Here is a 17,126-nt window from a genome sequence, read left to right as displayed (position 1 = left end):
CCCTGCCCCACGTCCTGAACGGCCCGCCCGGCTCCCTGGCCGACGTCCTGCACGGCGGCTCCGGCGCCCCAGCCGACCTCCTCGACGGCCCTTCCGGCACCCGTACCCAGCTCCCCCACGGCCTGACGGGCTCCGCCGCCGACATCCTGCACGGCGGACCCGACTCCACGCGCCAGCTCATGCAGGATCTCCGGGTTGCGGTCGAGAGTGGTGAGCACCCGGTCGATGATCTTCGCGACGTGGTGGAGACGCACCTTGAGCTGGGCCTGTGCCTCGACGCCCGAGATGCCCAGGTGCACCCGGCCGAGCGAGACGTCGGCGCCCACATTCAGTTTGAGCAGATCCAGCACCTCGGCCTGCAGCGACACATGCGCCCGCAGATCCTCGACGTCCAGGTCGATCTCGTCGACCTTCAGGGTCGGAACGTCGAGGAAGACATCAGGGCTCGCACCGGCTGCGTCCTCCTCGTCGTAGGGCGCCGGCTCCTCTTCGAACGATGCCGACTCCTCGTCGTAAGCCTCGGGACTGGCGTACTCGTCACTGTCCTCGGCGTCGAGTTCGTCACCGTGCTCGTCGTCGTAGTCCTCGACGGAGTCCTCGTCGTTCTCGGCGTTGCCGCGCATCGCCATGCCTCCGCGGTTTTGACGTATGTTTCGACCATTTTCATACATTGCGGTATTTAATGCGCGGTAAGCACCGTTCGCCCCCCGGGCCGCGGCACGATGCGGGATTCGGCGCGGCCATGCCAAAATGGCGCGAGCCCGGGCACGGTGCGAGCGCTGGTGCGGCGGCTCAGGTCGGGCAGGCACCCGGAGGTGGCAGATTGGCACGTCGCCCCAGTCGGAACGATCGGACCGGTCGGACCGGTCGGACCGATCGGAACGAACCGCACGGGGAGCCTCGGCGCCGCCCTGCATCAGCACACGGTTCGGGCGAGCCGGCCGGCCACGCGCATCCTGCCCCGGACTTCATCGGGCGTGAGGACGAACTCTCCGCCTTGCTCGACGCGTTCGAGAACGGGCCGGCGCTCGTCGTGATCGAGGGCGAGGCCGGCATCGGGAAGACACGGCTCATCCGCGAGGCGGTCGCTTCGGTGAGCGGGCGGAGTGCGTTGATCGCCACGTGCCCGCCCCTGCCCGAGCCGTTCACCCTGGGCGCGGTCGTCGACGGCATCCGGCGGCTCTGCCCGCGGCTGGGCGCGGAGCTGGAACTGAGCCCGCTGGCCGGCGCGTTGCGGCCGCTCTTCCCCGACTGGGCCGACCGGTTGCCGCCGGCGCTGGAAGGGCTGGACGACCCCAAGGAGACCCGGCACCGGATCCTGAGCGCGCTCACCGAGCTGGTGAGCCGACTGGGCATCGGCGTTCTGGTCGTCGAGGACGCTCACTGGGCGGACACCGCGACCTTGGAGTGGCTCCTCACGCTCACAGCGGCGGGACGGACCGATCTGTCGATCGTCGTCTCGTTCCGCCCGGACGAGGTGGCGAGCGGCTCGCTCCTGCCGCGGCTGACCTCGCGCGTCCCCTCGGACGTGTCGCTGTTGCGACTGGGTCTGGGACCGCTCGACCTGACGGACACGCGCGAGTTGATCGCTTCCATGTTCGACAGCTCGGAGGTGTCCGCGGAGTTCGTGTCCTTCCTGCACAAGCACACCGACGGGATCCCGCTCGCCGTCGAGGAGTGCGTCCTTCTGCTGCGTGACCGCGAGGACATCGTGCACCGCGACGGCACCTGGATCCGAAGGGTTCTGAGCGAGCTCCAAGTGCCCGCGACGTTACGGGACTCGGTGCTGGAGCGGGTGGAGCGGCTCGACGACGGAGCGCGCAGAGTGCTGGAGGCCGCCGCCGTGCTGGACGCGCCGTCCGAGGAGGCGCTGCTGACGGAGGTCGCGGGCCTGGGGGCGGAGGCCGGCCGGAAGGGGCTGGCGGCGGCGCTCCGGTCGGGGCTGCTGCGGGAGTCGGCGCCCGGGGCGTACGCCTACCGGCACGCCCTGGACTGCGTCGCCGTGTGCGAGGCGATCCCCGCGTCGGACCGGCGCCATCTCCACGGCCGCGCCGCGGCGAGCCTGCGCTCGATGCGGCCCGAGCCCGTCGCACGGCTGTTCCGGCACTGCCGGGAGGCGGGCGATGTGGACGGGTGGTGCCGGTACGGAGAGGCCAGCGCCGATGTCGCGCTGGAGTCCGGGGACGACCGTGCCGCGGTGGTGACCCTGTTGAGTCTGCTCGGCGCGGAGGATCTCGCGACGGCCGACCGGTCGCGGCTGGTGCGCAAGATGGGGGGCGCGGCCGTCTTCGGCGCGCGGGACGTCAGCGATCTCGCGCGTTCCGTGGTGGGCGCCGTCCGGGGCGTCCTGTCGTACGACGATCTGCCGCGTCCGGAGCGCGGTGAGATCCAGCTGCTGCTCGGGCGGCTGCTGCGGGACATCGGCGAGGATTCCGCGGCGTTCGAGGAGATCGAGGACGGCGTCGGCGATCTGCTGGACCGGCCCGACCTGGCGGCGCCGGCGATGTCCGTCCTGGCCATGCCGATGGTGCCGGACTGGCCGGCGGCACGGCATCTCGCGTGGCTCGACCGGGCGACGGCGCTCCTGCCCCGGATCGAGTCGTCGTCCGACCGGCTGAGGGTGACGACGAACCGTGCCGCGGCCCTGCTCCTGCTCGGCGAGGAAGCCGGGTGGCAGGCGGCGGACGAGATCCGGGAGAGCGCGGCCGGCGCGGCCGCGTCGGAGCGCAGACTGCTCGCCCGCTTCCTCTTCAACATGGGCCAGATCGCGATCCTCTGGGGCCGCTACGGCGAGGCCCGCGCCCGGCTGACCGCGGCGGCCGAACTCGCCGAGGCGACCGGGTACCGGCGCCTGCTGAGCACCGTCCGCGTCCCGTTCACGTATCTGGACTGGTGCACGGGACGGTGGGCGGGGCTGGACGCGACGGTCGCCGCGCTGGCCGCCGACCGGAACACGAGCCTGTACAGCTCGCGGCTGGCCACCCAGATCCACGCCGTACTGGCACTCGCCGTAGGCGATCGTGCGGCGGCCCGGCGCGGCCTGCGGAAGGTCGTCGACGAGCTCGCCGAGGACGGCCTGTGCGAGCCCGAGGTGGGCCTCTCGGCGGCGGCCCTCGGCCGACTGCACGCGGCCGACGCCGACTGGGACGAGGCGCAGCACGTCACCGGCCGTGTTCTGGAGTTGATCGAACGCAAGGGTGTGTGGCTGTGGGCCACCGACGTCCTCCCGCCCCACCTCGACGCCCTGGTCGGCAGCGGCCGGCTCGACGAGGCCGGGCGCCTGCTGCGCCGGTACGCCGACGGGATCGACGGCCGGGACGCGCCCGCGGCCGTGGCGGCGCTGTCGCTCGGCCGTGCCGTCGTGGCGCAGGGGCAGGGCGACCTGGACGGGGCGGCGGAGATGTTCGCGGAAGCCGCGTCGGCCTGGGCCGCCCTGCCTCGCCCGTACGACGAGATGCTCGCGCTCGAGAGGCAGGGCCGATGCCTGCTCGGCCATGGTGACGCCGAGCGGGCACTGGCGCTTCTCGGCACCGTGCAGGAACGCCTGTGGGCACTGGGTGCGCGCACGGATGCCGACCGGGTGGCCCTGCTGCTGCGGGAGCACGGGAGGGAGGTGGCCCGCGCCTGGCGCAGGGGCCCGCGCGGCTACGGCGCCCAGCTCTCCCCGCGCGAACGGCAGGTCGTGGCGCTGGTCGCGCAGGGGATGACCAACCGGGCGGCGGCCCAGGCGCTGTTCGTCTCGCCGAAGACGGTCGCCACCCAACTCAGCGCTGCCATGCGCAAGTTGGGGGTCTCGTCGCGCGCCGCCGTGGTCAGGGTCGCGGTCGAGACCGGGGTGCTGCCGCCCGCGACGGACGATTCGGGACCGCGCGGCTAACTTTTCGGTCGGGTGCCTGATCGCCGTGCAGCCAGGTCCTCCAACACCCTTGTGTGTCATGCCAGTCGACCCACCCGCACCCGCGCAGGCGCACGCCGAGGACGACGCTCCGTCGGAGAAGACGGAGGAGGCCGAACCCGAACCCGTCCCGCCCGATGAGCCCGACACCCCCGACGAGGTGGAGCCCGACCTCGGAACATACGACGACGGCCGGTTCGAACCGCTCTGAACCGACCGCCCCCACTTCCGCGCTCGGCGCTCGGAAAGGATCCCCCTTGATACCCCCCACTCTCAGACATCCCCGCCTGACGGCCTCGGCCCTCGCCGTGGCACTGACCGGTGCCGTGCTCGCCGCGTCACCGCCCTCCGCCGCCGCTCCCCCCGCCGACCCGGGCGGCGCGGACCATACGTCGATCACCCTGATCACCGGTGACGTCGTCGACTACACCGACCTCGGCGGCGGTAAGCACGGGGTGCAGGTGAAGGCCGGCGAGGGCCGCTCGGACATCGTCTTCTACCAGCGGGAGGACGCGGGCGAGTTCAGCGTCATCCCCTCCGACGCGGTGGGCCTGGTGGCCGACGGCACCCTGGACGCCCGGCTGTTCGACGTCACCACCCTCGCCCGGATCGGGTACGGCGATGCCCGGCTCGACGCGCTGCCGCTGATCGTCGAGCACAGCGGGGACCGTGGTACCCCCTCGGCGCTCGCCCGGGCCGACGGCGCGGAGGTCACGCGCACGCTGCGAAGCATCGACGCGACCACCGTCGAGGAACGGCACGACAAGGCGGGCGCGTTCTGGTCGGACATCGTCCGCGAGTCGGCGTCGGGGCGGGCGGCGAAGCTGGAGAGCGGCCTGTCCAAGGTGTGGCTGGACGCCCCGGTGCAGACCAGCGACGACGTCGGCAACGCCCAGATGGGCGTCCCGGCGGCCCGGGCGGCCGGTTACACCGGCAAGGGCGTGAAGGTCGCCGTCCTGGACACCGGTATCGCCCACGCCCATCCCGACCTGCAGGGCAAGGTGACGGCGGAACGGAACCTGATCGCCGGCTCCGACAACGCCGAGGACGACAACGGCCACGGCACCCATGTGGCCGGCATCGTCGCCGGCAGCGGCGCCGCCTCGAACGGCCGCTACGAGGGTGTGGCGCCCGACGCCTCGCTGCTCATCGGCAAGGTCATGGACGCCGGCGGATCCGGCTTCAGCTCCACCATCATCGCCGGCATGGAGTGGGCGGTGGCGCAGGGCGCCGACGTCGTCAACATGAGCCTCGGCTCCAGTCTGCCGAGCACGGGCGCGGACCCGTTGTCCCAGGCGGTGAACACCCTGTCGGCGCAGTCGAAGACGCTGTTCGTCGTCGCGGCCGGCAACTCCGGACCCGGTACCCCCACCATCGGGGCGCCGGGCGCGGCCGACGCCGCTCTCACCGTCGGCGCCGTGGACTCCACCGGCGCGATCGCGTCCTTCTCCAGCCGGGGCCCCCGGCTCGGGGACGGCGCCATCAAGCCGGACATCACCGCCCCCGGCGTGGCGGTGGTCTCCGCCCGGGCCAAGGGCACCCCGATCGGCGACATCGACCCGGCGGGCCCGCAGGGCCCGATCGACGACAACTACACCGCGCTGTCGGGCACGTCGATGGCGACACCGGCGACGGCGGGCGCCGTGGCCCTGCTCGCCCAGGCGCACCCCGACTGGAGCGGCGAGCAGCTCAAGGACGCGATCAGGTCCACGGCGAGTCCGCAGCCGGACGAGAGCGTGTTCGTCCAGGGCAGCGGTCTCGTCGACGTGGCCAGGGGCACGAGCCGGACGGTGACCGCCTCTCCGGCGAACCTGAGCGCGGGAACGTTCGCCTGGCCGCACTCCGCCGACCCGGCCTGGACGAAGACGGTCACCTACCGCAACGACGGCGACACCCCGCTCACCCTGACGATCACTCCGTCGTCGGCGGGGCCGGACGGGGTGACCCCGCCCGCCGACACCCTGCGTCTCTCCGCCACCGAGGTCACCGTGCCGGCCCACGGCGAGTCCACCGTGGACGTGACGATCGACCCGTCGACCGGCGCTCCGTCGACCGGAGCGTCGTACGCCTGGCGGCTGGTGGCGGCGACGGCCGACGGCGGCACCCGCGTGCAGACCACGGTCGCGGCGCAGTTCGAGCAGGAGAGCTACGACCTCGACCTCACCGCCCTCGACCGCAACGGAAGCACCCCGCTGTCGCCGTACCAGGCCGTGATCGCCGTCGACCCGCTCGACCGGAACAGCGGCTCGTCCTTCGCGGTCGTCAACACGGCCCGGCCCCTGGGACATCTCCGGCTGCCCAGAGGCACGTACGGCATCACCGCCCTGACCAGCACCGTGGATCCGGCCACGAAGAAGCCCATCGACCTCACCCTGGAGAGCCGGCCGTCGGTCACGCTCGACAAGAACACCTCGGTCGAGTTCGACGCCCGCAAGAGCAAACCGGTGTCCGTCGGCGTCCCGGACCACACGGTCGCTCCCTGGTTCCGCGAGTTCGGCGGCCAGCACACCTCCGTCGACTCCAACGGCACCCGGAACATCTCGCAGTTGGGAGTCTTCGCCCCGTACTACTCCTCGATGCCGCTGTCCGCCGTACCGACCCCGGCCGCGGACCGGGACGCTTCCTACCGCTACTACTACCGCACCACCCTGGCGGCACCGGCGGACGTCGACGCGCTGATCGGCGGTCCGGTCTACTCGCTGGTGGAGGAGAAGAAGGGCGGCGTTCCGAGCCGGCTCTCCTACGACGTCCCGCTCCGCCGACTCGCCAGGGTCGAGGCCTCGTACGGCAAGCGGGACGGTCAGCGTGCCGGGGCGGCCAACTTCGCCGCGGGCTTCGTGGGCGGCCAGAGCACCCTCTTCATCGTGATGCGCAACGTGGCACTCCCCAGCAAGCGGGTGGAGTACTACAGCGCGGACCCGGATGTCACCTGGTCCGGGGTGCTCGGGCCCTACATGACTCCGGACGGCAGCAGCTACTACACGCTCGGCCAACAGCAGTCCAACCCACGGAGCTACCGGCCGGGCAGCATCACCAAGGAGACCTGGAACTATCCGGTGGTCGGTCCGGCGCTGCCCGCGAACGGACAGTTCCTGACCCGTACCGGAAACCGGATCGCACCGGCGTTCTCCCTGTGGGGTGACTCGGACCCGAACCACTACAACTACAACGACCGCGCGTTCAGCCAGGCCGTGGCGACCCTCTACCGGGACGGGACCGAGGTCGGCAAGCTGACCCGCCCCTGGCAGGACGAGGCGAACTTCGACGACTTCACCAACTACTGGACCGTGCCCAGTGACACGGCCGACTACCGGCTCGACGTCTCCGCTTCACGGGACACCAGTTGGCACGGTCAGCGGTCGCAGCGGATCGATGCCAGCTGGACGTTCCGGTCGGCCGGCACCGACGCGACCGAATCGCTGCCGCTGACCGTGCTGCGCTTCCAGCCGCCGACCGACCCGAACGGCATCGCCCCGGCCGACACGGCCTTCACGGTCCCGTTCACCGTGCAGCAGCAGGGTCCCCGCCGGCATCGGGGCCTCGACACGGTGAAGGTCGAGGTGTCGTACGACGACGGCGCGACGTGGACGAGTGTCCCCGCGAAGGTCCGGGGCACGACCGGGAAGGCCGTCCTGACCCACCCCGCGGCCTCCCCCGGAAGCGGCTGGGTGTCACTGCGCGCGAGCGGTGAGGACCACTCCGGCAACACCTTCAGCCAGACGGTGATCCGGGCCTACCGCATCGGCTGACGTTCGCCCGGGGCCGGGTGGGAGGCACAGCGTCCCGCCCGGCCCCGCAGTGCGGCCGGGCCCGGAACTCGGTGCACGTGCTGCTCCCGGGCACTCGGGGCCCGTTTCAGCAGTCGGTCACTGCCCGACCGGGTTGAGGTACGCACCCGGGCGGGTGGCGCCGTCCTGCTTGAGGATCTGGCCGCCGAACGGCCACTTCAGGGTGAAGTGCTTCGTCTCGTTCGGCGGGGTGACCAGGAACTTCGCCGGAACGAACTTCTCCTTCTGCGGCGTGGACCTGGCCACCGGCAGCAGGGTGATGCGCGAGGTCAGTGCGTGCCTGCACACCTGAAGATGTGCAACTCCCGGGGGGAGGTTCAGTGTGCCGAAGAACCTTTCCGGCGGCCGGACTCCGCCCGGCGGCAAACCGGCGGATCCTCGTGAACGATCGGGGCCGATGCCCGTTCCGCCCCCATTCCATGGGACGCCACCGAACCACCCCGGCGGGGACGACTGCTCGCCGCCGGAGAACCGCCACGGCGCTGCCGGGCTGTCGGTGCGTGATGTCGCGGCCTCCGCGCTGACGGCGCGTCAGACGGGCGCGGCACCGCGCCGGGTTCCCGTGCGGCGGTGTGCGCCGTGTCACGTACGGCAAATATCGCCCAAGTTGCCCAGATCACAGCGCAAATGTCCCTTTGGCGTCCATGCTCGACACGGACACGGAAGCCGAAGTGAAGCGCACCGGCCTCGACTTGGATGCGCCGTGCCGAAGTGACCCATGCCACAACGTTCGTGGCGTTCTGCCCCGTTCCCCTGAGAAAGGTGCCCCCCATGGCCGCTTACCTGTGCCCGCCTGCCGTGATACACGGCGAACACACCGTGAAGACCAGCCAGATCGTGGCGGAAGTGCGCAGCCGGCACCCGCACGCGGCGTGGACGCCGCGGATCGACGGCATCGCGGCCGGTACGGGCATCGAAACCCGCGGTTGGATGCTGCCGCTGGAGACCGCCGTCGCCCCTGGCAACGGGAGCGGCCTCCCGGCTGCCGGCATCGGCCCGACCCGGGAGGCGCTGGCCGGTGAGGGGTTCACCGAACAGGACGTGGATCGCGTGATCGCCGCCCTTGAGGCGATACCCGCGCCGCAGACCGTCCAGGAGCGCACCGCGCCGGCCTGGGCGGCCGTGCAGTCCTGCGGGGAGCGTGCGGCCCGCGGGGCCCTGCAGATCGCCGGGCTGGACACCGCGGACGTCGACTGTCTGATCACCAGCCACTCCACCACCCCGGCGCTGCCGGGGCTGGACGTCGCCCTGGCCAACAAGCTCCCGCTCCGGGCCGACGTGATGCTGCTGCCGGCCACCCAGTGGGCCTGCGTCGCCGGAACCCGCTCCCTGGCGCTGGCGGCGGACCTCGTGGCCGCGGACCCCGACCGGGTGGTCCTGGTCGTGATCGCGGAGGCACTGAGCACGACCTACCAGCCCGCGGACGACACTCTGGAGTCCTTGATCGTCCGGTTGCTGTTCGCGGACACCGCGGTCGCCACGGTGGTCACCGGCCGCCCGAGGCCCGAATCGGTGCTGCGGCTGGACGCCGCCTGGCACCACACCCTGCCCGGCACCCAGGACCTGCACCGCCTGGAGACACGGGAGGACGGCACCCACTTCGTGATGGACCGGCGCGGGCCGCGCGCCGTGCAGGAGACGGTCACCGCGATGTGGGAGTGGCTGCGCCTCCGCTACCAGGACGACCCCGACTCCTGGCACCCCGACGTTCTGCTCGCTCACCCCGGCGGGACACGGGTGCTGGAGTACATGGAGCAGACGATGCCCGACGGGTGGCCGTCGGGGCTGCTGGACCACAGCCGGGACAGCTACACCAGCGGCAACCGCGGAGGCGCCGCCGTGTTCGACATCCTGCGAAGAGCGCACGACGCCGGGCTGGAACGGGGCAGTCGTGCCGTCCTGTACGCGGCGGCCCCGGGCCTCACGGCCACCGCCCTGGAAGGGGAGTGGCTGTAGGACGAGCGCACGCCGCCAGGCCCGGCCCGCAGCCGCGTCACCTCGCGACCGACGCCCAAACCACCTTGCCGGTGTCTGTCCACCGCACCCCCCACCGGGTGGTGAGTCCGTGCACGACGTGAAGGCCACGACCATCGTCGTCGAGGAGCCTGCCCCGGCCCAGCCGCGGCCTGCCGTTGCCGGTGTCGCCCACCTCGCACAGCAGCCCGTCACCGGCCCTGATCAGCCGTACCGTGACGGGTCCGGTGGCGAAGCGGACCGCGTTGGCGACCAGTTCGCTGACCACCAGCAGCACGCTGTCCCGGGTGTCGTCTCTGGTTCCCCAATGCTCCAGCAGCGGGGAGACCAGTGCGCGGGCCCGGGCGGCCGCGTCGCCGCGGGCGGGCAGACGCCAGGTCGCGGTGTCCTCCTTGCGGTAGCCGATCATGCGTGCGAGCAGCAGGGTCACGTCGTCGCGCCGGCGCGCCGGCGCGAGCGCCGAGACCACGCGCCGCGCGGCCTGCTGCAGGGGATCCCAGGGGTGCACCGTGGACACAGCGTCCGCCAGCCTGCCGATGCCCTCGTCGATCGACAGGGCGGGATCCTCCACCAGGCCGTCGGTGTAGAGGGCGAGCAGCGAGCCCGGGGGCGCGGCGAACGCGTGCACGTCGAACGGCTCCCGCAGCGCGAACTCGGCGCCCAGCCCGGGGTGGGGGCGTACCGGGACCGGGCCGGCGGGCCCGTCCGGGGGTACCAGGACCGGGGGGAGGTGGCCGGCGCTGGACAGCTCCACGTGGTGGCCGACCGGATCGTAGACGGCGATGCAGCAGGTCGACCCGAGGGCGCTGTAACCGGCCGCCAGCCCGGACTCCGCGTCGTCCAGCAGCGCCACGGTCTCGTCCAGATGCTCCAGCACCTCGTCGGGTGCCAGCCCCGCGGACAGCAGCGCGCGGGCCTCCATGCTCAGCTGTCCCATGGTCGCCGCGGCTCCCAGGCCGTGCCCGACGACGTCACCGACCACCAGCGCGGTACGGCCGTCCGGCAGCGGAAAGCTGTTCACCCAGTCACCGCCGACGCCCGCGCTGTCGGGGGTGGCGGGCTGGTAGACGCTGGCGGTCTCGATGGTGTCGCCGCCGGACCGTGGCAGCAGTCGGCGCTGCAACGCCAGCACCTGCGTGTGCTCGCGCTGGTGCTGACGGGCCAGGTCGACGTGGTGAGAGGTCCTGGCCACCAGCTCCTGCAGGTCGAACAGCTCGCTGTCGTCGAAGGGGCGGTCCGCCCGCCGCCAGACCTCCGCCACACCCAGAACGACGGGCGGCGCGCCGTCCAGGACCAGCGGTATGCACGCCACACCCGCCGCCAGGTCACCGGGCACCAGGGCACGTACCAGCCGCGGACTGCCGAGTACCCGCTCGATCGTCTCCCGGTCGGGTATGACGATGGCCTGCGCGGCATCGTCACGCCGGATCGCCTGCGCCAGCAGGCGGCTCGCATCGCCGGGAAGGTCGTCGCCCGGAGTCAGATAGCCGTCGGGCCACACCCGGTCCGGCACCAGGGCCGCCCGCCGCAGATGGATGCGCCCCTGCGGCTGCTCGGTGAGCATCTCGCCCGTCCACACGGCGAAGTCGAGGTCGACGGCGGCCACGTCTCCCCAGGCCAGCAGAGACTGCGCCAGCGACTGCGCGGTCTCGCCGACGTCCAACGAGGTGCCGATCGCGGTCTCAGCGGCGTACAGGTGCAGCCTCCTGGCCATGGCGATCAGAGTGACGGTCAGGCCCTCCTGCGGCGCCGCGGCGGCCAGGATGCTCATCGAGACCACCAGCTCCGACCCGTCGCCGCGCCGCAGGCGCTGGACCCGGGCGACGTGCGGCTCACCGGTCTCGAGGACCTGCCGCAACCGCCGGGTGACCGTCGGTACGTCCCAGGGAGGCAGGAGATCGACGAAAGGGCTCCCGGTCACGGCCTCCACCCCCGCGAAGACGGGGGCGTCCAGATTGCAGCGGGTGATGCGCAGATCCCGGTCCAGGTTGACGGCGCCGAGGATCTGCTCCGGACGGCCGGGGGGCGGACCGGCGGGTGCGGGCTGCCGAGCGGCGCTGTCGCCCGGCGGGTCGGCGGAACCGGCGGCCGCCGCTCCCGCGCCGCGGGGGATGTACTGCCCCAAAGCGCCGCTGACCATGTCGAACGGCGACGCAGACGACGGGGAGGGGGTGGAGTCCATGCGGCTCTCTCAGCTCGCTCGCCAATCCCGGCACAGCGCCGGGGCCGTACCGGAACCCGGACGACAGGGTCCCGAGATTCCTGACCGCACACCTCATTCAATAACACCCGGGGCCGCTTCGCCTACACCAGCGGATCGCACAGCGGGCGTGGACGGCGACGTCCGGTGACGTCCTGTGATGTCCTGTGATGTCCTGCGATGTCCTGTGATGTCCTGTGACGGACGGAGGGCTGAGGGCCCCGCTGCGCGCCACGCGTGGCATGGCGAAGTGCGGCCTCCACACGCCGTCAGTAGCGGTGGCCGGGCCAGTGCGGATCCGTCCAGCGGTCCGCACCGGTGAGTCCGAGCAGCCGTATCCGGTGCTGCAGATCCGCCGGTGCGCCCGACTCGCGGAGCCGCGTCGCGGCGTGGCCGAGGAGCCAGGCGACCAGTTCAGCGCGCAGCTCCTCCTCGTCGTGCTCGTACCAGCCGACGCTCCACGGCAGACTCTCTCCCAGGAGCTCGTACTCCCATTCCGCGGCCGCCTCGGCGAGACGTCGGTCGCTGAGCTGCCCGGTCTGCTCTTCCCAGTCGGCAAGCCAGGGGCCGAGCGTTCCGGACGCCTCGGCACACGTCACGAAGACCTGGTGCGCCGGGACGGCCGCATCCGGATCGGTGAGGCTCTGCACCCACCAGGCATGCAGAAACTCGCGTACCGGATCGGCCTGTTCGTCGGGCCACTGTTGCCAGCGGCCGCGGGCGAAGGAGTCTCCGGCCTCCTCCGGTCCGAACAGGGGCTCCGCGCGACCGGCGACCAGGGCCGTGGCGAACTGCGGCAGGATGCGGCGCAGCACAGCCGGGTGATCGGTCCAGTCGATGGCCTGCCAGGTCCGGCGCAGGAGATCCGGCTCCAGTTCCACGTCCGGCGTCTTCAGAAGGGAGAGCTCTTCCGGGCTGCCCCAGTGACATTCGCAGTTGTGCTCGTCCGGGTCCGCGGTCATGCCGCGGAAGGTGACGGAGAGGTTCTCCAGGGCGGCGGTGAGGCGGCGGCCCGCGGGACTGTCGGCGAGATGCAAGATGTGCCCGGCCTTCGAGGACTCCGTACGGCTTCCACCGGCCGAAGATCGCCACCTTACCCGGCGTCCTGGGCCGCTGGCCGGGATGCGAGGCGGTTCCCCCCGTTGGATGGTGGAGTCATGAACCAACATCACCACCAGTCCCATCGGGCGATCGAGATCGACACCCGGCTCCTCACGACCGGCGCCGCGCTCACCGTGGCCGGTACCGCGGTGGCCTGCGCCGGCATGGCCATCGGGACCTTCGCCGTGCTCACGGCAGGTCGGCGCATGATCCACGACATGGACGTGCCCCCGGCCCAGCAGGCGGCCGCGAAGTGGCAGCAGGCCAAGGAGGCGTCCCGAGCGGCTGTGCAGGCGTGGCAGTCCGCGTCCGAGGCCCAGAACGGGTCGCTGGCCCGCTAGGTGTACTGATCACGCCTTCTCCTGCCCCGCTTCCGGGGCAGGAGAAGGTGTGAGCCTCGCCGTCGCGACGTACGAGACCACCACCGCGACGATCACCAGCGGCATGACGGTGAGGCCCTGTGCCCCGATCAGCAGTGAGGCGAGCAGGACGGAGACCAGCGGAAGTCTCAGCATCGCGGCGCTCATCGCTCCGATGCCCATGGCGAACCCCGCGACCAGGGTCAGCCCCGGCAGGTGGGAGAACAGGATGCCGCCCGCCGCTCCCACGAACATCGCGGGAAAGATCGGACCTCCCCTGAAGCTGCTGAGCGATGCGCAGAAGGCCAGGCCCTTGCACAACACCAGCAGCAACAACGCTCCCACCGAATACGCGGCGCTGTGCCTGAGGAGTGGATTCAGCGCGGTCTGCCCCGAATACAGCACGTCGGCCGCTGCTTTGCCGGTGCCCTCCGCGTAGCCGATCGCCAGCCCCGCCACGACCAGGCCCATGAGCACCGTGGCCGGCACCCGGCGCCGCTCGACGTGCGTCCTGAGCCGGACGGCGAGCCATCGGATTCCCACACCCACGAGTGCCGCTGACAGTCCGATGACCAGAGCCCAGCCGAACTCCGCCGCTGTCGGGCGCGTGGCCTCGGGCACGTCGTGAAGTGTCAGCGAGTAGGTGCCCAGCCCGGTCCAGGATCCCAGCCCGACGAAGATGAGTGCGCCGATGCCCGCGGCCAGCAGGCCGGGCACGAGTACCAGCGCCATCATCGGCCCGCCCAGCCCCGAGGCCTCCATCAGGAGGAACGCTCCCAGCAGGGGCGACCCCAGCAGTGAGCTGACGGCCGCAAAACTGCCCGCCGCGCCCAGCACCGCGGTCACCTGCTCCGGGGGGTCACGCCTGACCATCCGCACGGCGCCGGCAGCGAGCCCGCCGCCGAGCGCCAGGAGAGGCGACTCGGGTCCGAGGACGGCGGCGAAGCAGAGCGTCGCCAGAGCGGCGAAGAAGATGCCGGGCAGCTCGACGGGTGTGGGCACACCGGAAGCCTTGAACCCGGCTGTCGGTTCATGCCCACCGTGTCCCGGCAGGTACCGGACGGTCAGTCCCGCGAGCAGCCCTCCTACGGCCAGGAGCGGCAGCGGCCACCACGGCGGCGTTCCGTCGAACCCCAGTGACTCGGGCAGATCCGTGTAGATCAATGGCTGAAGTTCGCCGACCAGCGCCAGGAAGCCGTAAGCCGCCGCGGACACCGGTACGCCGATCAACGCGGCCATCAGCAGAAGCACCAGGTACGCGCGGCTCCGAAGCATGGTCATGGGGTCCGGGGGCGACGCGGCCTCGGACCCGGTCCTGGCGACCGGCATGCGCAATGCCTCCTCGCGATGCGGACCTCGTTGTGGTCTCACCGGCTGCTTTCAGCGAACCCGGAACGCCCCGCCACCCGGTGCGAGCGGCGTGGTTCCGAGCTTGGCACGGTGTTCCCGCCCAGGCATTTCAAGACCGCCCATGGGTGTCGCCCTGGACGGCGCGGCAGGCGAGGGCGCTCGGCCCGCCGGGTCCTTTCATCGCGTTCACCATCAGGGCCGAAGAATTCGGAAACGCTCTGAACGCCGTCCGGCGCGCGCCTCCTGGAACCCATGCGCAGGGCCGGGAGGACGCCGCGCCCAGGCCCCGTCGCGCTCGCACTCCTATCGTGGAACCGCACAGTGACGCTCAGCACCGAGGCAGACGGGGCAGGACATGAGGAACCCGCAGATCGACTACGCGGCGGTCTTCCGGGCCCTGCCCGGAATGGTGGCCCTGCTCACCCCCGAACTGGTGTACGCCGACGCCAACGACGACTTTCTGCGGCTGGCCGGACGTACCAGGGAGCAGTTGCTGGGCCGGTACATCTTCGACGTCTTCCCCGAGAACCCGAACGACCCGGCGGCGGCCGGCCGGCGGGAGACCGAGGCGTCGATGCTCCGTACGGTGGCAACCGGCGAGCGCGACACGATGGCGCTGCTCCGCTACGACATCGAGGATCCCGAGCGCCCCGGGCACTGGCAGGAGCACTACTGGAGCCCGGTGAACGCGCCCGTCCTCGGCCCCGACGGGCAGGTCGTGCTGATCGTGCACCGGGTGGAGGAGGTCACCGAACTCATCCGCGTCTTCGGCGGTCCGGGCGACGACAGCCGGGCCCGCGTGCTGGAGGCCGAGCTGTACACCCGCGCCCGGGAACTGCAGGAGGTCAACGAACGGCTGCGCCGGGCGCACGCCCACGAACGCGAGGTCGCCCTGGCCCTCCAGGCGGCGATGCTGCCCGCGCCGGGCCCGGCCGGGGAGCACGCGGCGGCGGTGCGCTACCGGCCCGCCGTCGGCGCGCTGAACGTGTGCGGCGACTGGTACGACCTGGTCGACCTGCCCGGCGGGAACCTCGCGATCGCCGTCGGCGACGTCGTCGGCCACGGCCTCGCCGCCGCCTGCACCATGGGACAGTTGCGCAGCGCACTGAGCGCGGCCTGTCGCGTCGCCGACGGTCCCGCCCAGGCCCTGGAGGCCCTCGGCTTGTACGCGCGCTTCGTCGAGGGCGCGGAGGCCACGACCGTCGTGACGACCTTCATCGACTGGGACAGCCACACCATCACCTACAGTTGCGCCGGCCACCCCCCGCCTGCACTCGTCGACCCGGACGGCACGGTCACCTTCCTCGACCGGGCCACCGACCCACCGCTCGCGACCCGCCCAGAGCACCTCCCCCGGCCTCAGGCGCACCTCCCCTTCACCGAGGGCAGCACCCTCGTCCTGTACACCGACGGGCTCGTCGAGCGCCGTACCGAGGACATCGACACCGGCCTGGCCCGCCTCGCCGGCTCCCTCGCCCACCATCGGCACGCGGCCCCCGAGACCCTGGCCGAGGCTCTCCTGACCGACCTTCTGCCGCCCACCGGCGACACCGACGACACCGCCCTGGTCGTCCTGCGTCTGTGACCTGCCTCCGGGCCTTCAGCAGGGCCGTTGGGTGCGGTTTTCGTGAGCCAGCCCGTCCGGGTGGGCAGCCGTACGCGCCCCGAGTCCGAGCGGAAGCACCAGGGCCCGGAGCACCACGGCGTCCGACGGCCCAGGACCTGGACGGTCCGAGGGACGGCGGACCGTCCCGATGTCCTGCCAGCCCCAGGACAGAAGGGCGTCGCAGGCCGCCGGGTCGGCTTGTTCCGCCAACGTCGCCCCGAGCGAGGCGTGATGGTCGGCGAGCAGGCGTTTCTGGAGACGGCGGGCGAGGCCCGGGACATCCGTGTGAGGGTGCACCAGGGTCTCGGTGACCGCGAACACGTGGCCGGATGCGGTGAGTTGTTCGACGCTCCGCGGAAGAGGTCCGTCGAACCCACGCCACCACGTCCCCTCGCGCCGTACCGGGAATCCGTAGACACACCCGGCGAAAGCGGTGCTCTCCGCGATCAGCAGGGCGAAGCCGGGCCGCCGGACGGCGCCGGTCAGCCGCCGCAGAAACGCCTCCCGGTCCCGGTACCCCTCGCCGGGCCGTGCCCGGGAGGACTCCACGTACAGATCGGCCAGGTCCTCCTTGAGGGTCTCGGCCTGCCAGCGGTTCAGCCGGCGCAGGCGCAACGCGGCCATGGCGGACCGTGCGCTTCCCTCACCGTACGGGGCCGTCACGGCGCACCGCCCGTGACCGGAGCGCGGGTGTCTCGGCCGTGCCGGTGGACGTTCAGCTGTGGAAGGGTCATGGTTCCCCTGTTCGGACGCATGAGGGTGCGGGTGAAGGTGTGCGGGCGTGGTGACGGACGGGGTGAACTTCCGGGCCGGCCAACCGAGTTCCCGCCGTCGGTTGCCGAACTCGGTTGCT

At 72.0% G+C, this 17,126-nt stretch carries 10 protein-coding genes and 2 pseudogenes; 6 read left to right on the top strand and 6 right to left on the bottom strand.

The features are described from left to right. Positions 1-623, bottom strand: a pseudogene (locus ABT057_RS23335) (hypothetical protein); the annotation flags it as partial. 59 nt (positions 624-682) lie between these two features. Here ABT057_RS23335 and ABT057_RS23330 point away from each other — a divergent pair. Genes ABT057_RS23330 through ABT057_RS23320 form a run of 3 tightly spaced genes read left to right on the top strand, consistent with a single transcriptional unit; the run spans position 683 to position 7,644 of the window. Continuing rightward, complete coding sequence (locus ABT057_RS23330; RefSeq protein ID WP_352345435.1) at positions 683-3,877, top strand: helix-turn-helix transcriptional regulator; 3,195 nt, start codon at positions 683-685, stop codon at positions 3,875-3,877. A 58-nt stretch (positions 3,878-3,935) separates the two neighbouring features. Next, positions 3,936-4,106, top strand: a complete 171-nt coding sequence (locus tag ABT057_RS23325; RefSeq protein ID WP_352345433.1) for a hypothetical protein — start codon at positions 3,936-3,938, stop codon at positions 4,104-4,106. Positions 4,107-4,152: 46 nt separating this feature from the next. Then, positions 4,153-7,644: a S8 family serine peptidase gene (locus ABT057_RS23320; protein ID WP_352345431.1), complete on the top strand. Its 3,492-nt coding sequence runs from the start codon at positions 4,153-4,155 to the stop codon at positions 7,642-7,644. A gap of 117 nt (positions 7,645-7,761) precedes the next feature. On the opposite strand, the pseudogene ABT057_RS23315 reads toward ABT057_RS23320, so the two are convergent. Continuing rightward, positions 7,762-7,944, bottom strand: a pseudogene (locus ABT057_RS23315) (DUF4232 domain-containing protein); the annotation flags it as partial. 510 nt (positions 7,945-8,454) lie between these two features. Between ABT057_RS23315 and ABT057_RS23310 the strand changes: the two are divergent. After that, a complete protein-coding gene (locus ABT057_RS23310) occupies positions 8,455-9,639 on the top strand; it encodes a type III polyketide synthase (protein WP_352345429.1) in 1,185 nt (394 codons plus the stop codon). Between the two features lie 37 nt (positions 9,640-9,676). On the opposite strand, the gene ABT057_RS23305 is transcribed toward ABT057_RS23310, so the two are convergent. Together ABT057_RS23305 and ABT057_RS23300 are read right to left on the bottom strand one after the other, a co-directional pair. Continuing rightward, on the bottom strand, positions 9,677-11,839 hold the full coding sequence (locus tag ABT057_RS23305; protein WP_352345427.1) for a SpoIIE family protein phosphatase: 2,163 nt from the start codon (positions 11,837-11,839) through the stop codon (positions 9,677-9,679). Positions 11,840-12,126: 287 nt separating this feature from the next. Then, entirely contained in the window at positions 12,127-12,894 is a 768-nt protein-coding gene (locus tag ABT057_RS23300) for a hypothetical protein (RefSeq protein ID WP_352345425.1), read from the bottom strand. Positions 12,895-13,014: 120 nt separating this feature from the next. Between ABT057_RS23300 and ABT057_RS23295 the strand changes: the two genes are divergently transcribed. Further along, positions 13,015-13,299 (top strand): hypothetical protein, encoded by a 285-nt coding sequence (locus ABT057_RS23295; protein WP_352345423.1) that lies wholly within the window; start codon positions 13,015-13,017, stop codon positions 13,297-13,299. A 9-nt stretch (positions 13,300-13,308) separates the two neighbouring features. Here the strand turns inward: ABT057_RS23295 and ABT057_RS23290 are convergent, their stop codons facing one another. Further along, positions 13,309-14,646, bottom strand: a complete 1,338-nt coding sequence (locus tag ABT057_RS23290; RefSeq protein ID WP_352345421.1) for a chloride channel protein — start codon at positions 14,644-14,646, stop codon at positions 13,309-13,311. 376 nt (positions 14,647-15,022) lie between these two features. Between ABT057_RS23290 and ABT057_RS23285 the strand changes: the two genes are divergently transcribed. Then, positions 15,023-16,252, top strand: coding sequence for a PP2C family protein-serine/threonine phosphatase (locus ABT057_RS23285; protein WP_352345419.1), 1,230 nt, complete (start codon positions 15,023-15,025; stop codon positions 16,250-16,252). 15 nt (positions 16,253-16,267) lie between these two features. Here the strand turns inward: ABT057_RS23285 and ABT057_RS23280 are convergent, their stop codons facing one another. Then, positions 16,268-16,897, bottom strand: coding sequence for a hypothetical protein (locus tag ABT057_RS23280; RefSeq protein ID WP_352345417.1), 630 nt, complete (start codon positions 16,895-16,897; stop codon positions 16,268-16,270). Positions 16,898-17,126: the final 229 nt, after the last annotated feature.

It is taken from the genome of Streptomyces sp. NPDC002588 (assembly GCF_040295925.1).
GTDB lineage: Bacteria > Actinomycetota > Actinomycetes > Streptomycetales > Streptomycetaceae > Streptomyces.
The sequence above is the reverse complement of the archived record's forward strand: the minus strand, read 5'-3'. Positions and strand labels throughout refer to the sequence as shown.